General features: G+C 52.4%; 1 pseudogene. It reads left to right on the forward strand.

Annotation, left to right across the window (positions count from 1 at the left end):
* Positions 1-210 (forward strand): annotated as a pseudogene (gene emrR / locus FDX22_RS19530) (multidrug efflux transporter EmrAB transcriptional repressor EmrR); the annotation flags it as partial.

Genomic DNA, 210 nt, shown 5'->3' on the forward strand with positions numbered 1-210 from the left:
AAAACCACAGTATTCAGCCTTCTGAACTGAGTTGCGCACTTGGCTCGTCACGGACTAACGCCACCCGTATCGCGGATGAGTTAGAAAAGCGTGGCTGGATCGAGCGCCGCGAAAGCGATAACGATCGCCGCTGTCTGCATCTGCAATTGACCGAAAAAGGCCATGCTTTTTTGCAGGAGGTATTACCGCCTCAGCATAACTGCCTTCATC

This window comes from Citrobacter sp. TBCS-14 (genome assembly GCF_005280805.1).
Classification (GTDB): Bacteria; Pseudomonadota; Gammaproteobacteria; order Enterobacterales; family Enterobacteriaceae; genus Citrobacter; species Citrobacter gillenii.